Source organism: Tateyamaria pelophila, from assembly GCF_019966495.1.
In the GTDB taxonomy this organism is placed as follows: Bacteria; Pseudomonadota; Alphaproteobacteria; order Rhodobacterales; family Rhodobacteraceae; genus Tateyamaria; species Tateyamaria pelophila.
Map to the genome: position 1 here is coordinate 1 of NZ_JAIMIA010000262.1, position 2,508 is coordinate 2,508.

The 2,508-nt window shown below is 54.8% G+C and carries 2 protein-coding genes and 1 pseudogene; 2 read left to right on the top strand and 1 reads right to left on the bottom strand.

Features of this window, described 5'->3' with window-relative positions; all coding sequences use genetic code 11:
- Nucleotides 1-235: 235 nt before the first annotated feature.
- Nucleotides 236-1,150 (bottom strand): annotated as a pseudogene (locus LC354_RS27390) (YcaO-like family protein).
- Nucleotides 1,151-1,407: 257 nt separating this feature from the next.
- Here LC354_RS27390 and LC354_RS28225 point away from each other — a divergent pair.
- Both LC354_RS28225 and LC354_RS27400 read left to right on the top strand, forming a co-directional pair.
- Nucleotides 1,408-1,950, top strand: a complete 543-nt coding sequence (locus LC354_RS28225; RefSeq protein WP_399204469.1) for a Crp/Fnr family transcriptional regulator — start codon at nt 1,408-1,410, stop codon at nt 1,948-1,950.
- A gap of 246 nt (nt 1,951-2,196) precedes the next feature.
- The gene (locus tag LC354_RS27400) at nt 2,197-2,391 is read left to right on the top strand and encodes a hypothetical protein (RefSeq protein WP_223429094.1); all 195 of its coding nucleotides are present in this window, start codon (nt 2,197-2,199) and stop codon (nt 2,389-2,391) included.
- The last annotated feature ends 117 nt before the right edge of the window (nt 2,392-2,508 follow it).

A 2,508-nucleotide genomic window follows, 5' to 3' on the forward strand; every position in this document is an offset into this window, starting at 1 on the left:
CGGGCCAGCACAGCATCGCTTCGAAGCATAAGGCACCCGCCTTCAGGCGTTTCCGCAACTCCGGAGACCCTCAGAGGAAAGAGATACTTGATCCACAGGCCTGATCAGGCAATCTTCGCGTCAGATGGCAGGCCACTTGGGGAATGTCGGCTGAAAGCTCCGGCGGTTGAGCCAATTTAAAATTCATTGTCCCACGATTCAATGGTGGTGTATCTGCCGACACTTCTGCACACCATTAATGTATACTGTCCTGCTTTTGCTTCATGCGCTGTTCGATGCCGATTTCGGTCTGTAGCATCTCGACCAGCGCATGTTCGATTGTCCCCAGAGTATCGTGTTGAGCCGCAAAACCCATGGCCACTTTCCGACCGTCCGGATTCCAAGAAACGGCGGCGAAAATCGGGCTCCACAAATCAGTCGAAATATCGAAAAGGAGTGTGCGTCGCGCCCGTCTGGTGAGTTAATCCAGCAGAGCCTCCGGCAAATCAAAGTCACATGGGTCCAACCCCGACCGGAAACGTTGTCCAAACCACCAACGCCCGATCGCATCCCGCTCCAGCAGTTCCAGTATTGCTGCCAGTTTGGCGTTTTCCAACGTCGCTCCTGCTGCACATCCGCAGGATGTTGCAACGGCGACGGCGGCGGGGTCTCCGCGCGACCTGCGACCTATCAGGGTGTGGTCGGCGGGAACAAGGCATTTCACGCCTGTCACGGCGTTGTTCACAACTGTCCACGCCAATTCGACATCGGGAGATGCGGTTGGAGGGCACCAATCGACGCCGGAGTAGCGCTTGTTCCAAATGGCACGATCTTGGATTTGGGATCGGCTGAAGCCCAGTAAATCATCGGGCAGAAGGGCGTCGGCATCTACATCCTTGATACGCGCGTACACCAGAGCTTCGTCAGGCCAGGCGCAGCAACTCGCGCGTTCAACAGCTTCTCCGATGCCGCTGGAACGGCAGATTTCCCGGGTAAGCCCGCGACCACCAGCAGCCCGTCCAGACTCCGGACGCGCCGCGACGGGGTAATGTGGCCATCTGCGATAGGCCTCATCCGACGGCACAAAAAAGGCAAAAAATCCCGGACCATCAGGAGGTGGAACATCTAACTGATCAAAGCAATCAATAAGCGTATCGACACCGCCATGCATGACACAGGCCAAGGCTGGACAGGCGACCCAACATGGGCATCGGTGGAATGACACCCGCCATGAAACTGAAAACAGCCGCGTGAATTCTACGGCTGGACCCCATTAAAAATGGGGGGATTACCGATGGACCACATGATGCGCTCCGATTTCTCGATGCCCTTACGCGCGAGGACCGTGACCTTCTGATTGGCAAGCTAACCACCCGGAGGTGCAGTCGCGACGAGGTCGTGTTGACACAGCAGGATGAAGATGCCGAGGTGTTCTTTCTCCTCGACGGGCGCGCGCGGGCGACGATTTTCTCCAGCGAAGGCAAAGTGGTTGCGTATCGCGACATCCGGACGGGCGATATCTTCGGCGAGATGTCCGCCATCGATGGAGCCCCGCGGTCCGCAAGCGTCGTCGCCGCAACGGAATTGCAGGTTGGTGTTCTGTCGGCTGCGCAATTCGAAACAATGGTTGATGGAAGCAAGAGTTTCCGATGGGCTTTGCTGCGTTATTTTTCCCATCAAGCCAGAAGCATGACCCAGCGGATCTTTGAGTTCAGCACCATGCTTGTCCGCGATCGGTTGATCCTGGAACTTTTGCGGCTGGCAGGCGCAACCGATGCCCAAGAGGGGAAATTCGTTATTGATCCAGCACCGACTCATTTTGATCTGGCCGCACGCATCAGTACACATCGTGAAGCAGTATCGCGCGAGATGAGTTTGCTGACAAAGCGCGGTCTTATCTCAAAGTACTCCGGGAGTCTGCACCTTCATGACGTTTGCGGACTGCGAAACAATCAGTCATTTCAGTACTGATCCGAGCATAAAATTGCTTTCGTACTTCGCTGCATGATATTCCGCTCCAAAATTCCCACTATTTTGCAAACACATAACAATTGTCGGTTATACTCCATTCCAGCCGGCCAGAACGGGTGACTGGAAAAATGGAAAGCCGACTACACCGGAAACCGGTTTGAGCCGCGCCTTAAAAGTCATGAAAATCGACGCTACGAAGATGCGCTCAATAACCTAACATTCGCACGAACCGACGGTCAGCAAAACTTGCTCGATGGCGTCAAGCCAGAAGCCAAAGACAACTATCTGATGCGCTATATGCTCGATGTTGAATCCAAAGGATCGCTGCTATCTGTCGACGATTTCGGCAAACCGTTCGACTATACGCTCAAGATCGCAGTGGACAGCGCAGGGGCTTTTGAGACCCGCAAGGTCGATCGAGATATGCCCAAAAGTTGGTGACGGGCTTCATCAGGCGGCGTTTTGAAGTTGCTTGATCCCGTCCTTGAACTCAACCCCCTGAATGACTTCGGGCAGGCGGTTTGGTCCGGAGATCTTTCGCCACTTCTTCTTTGCTGA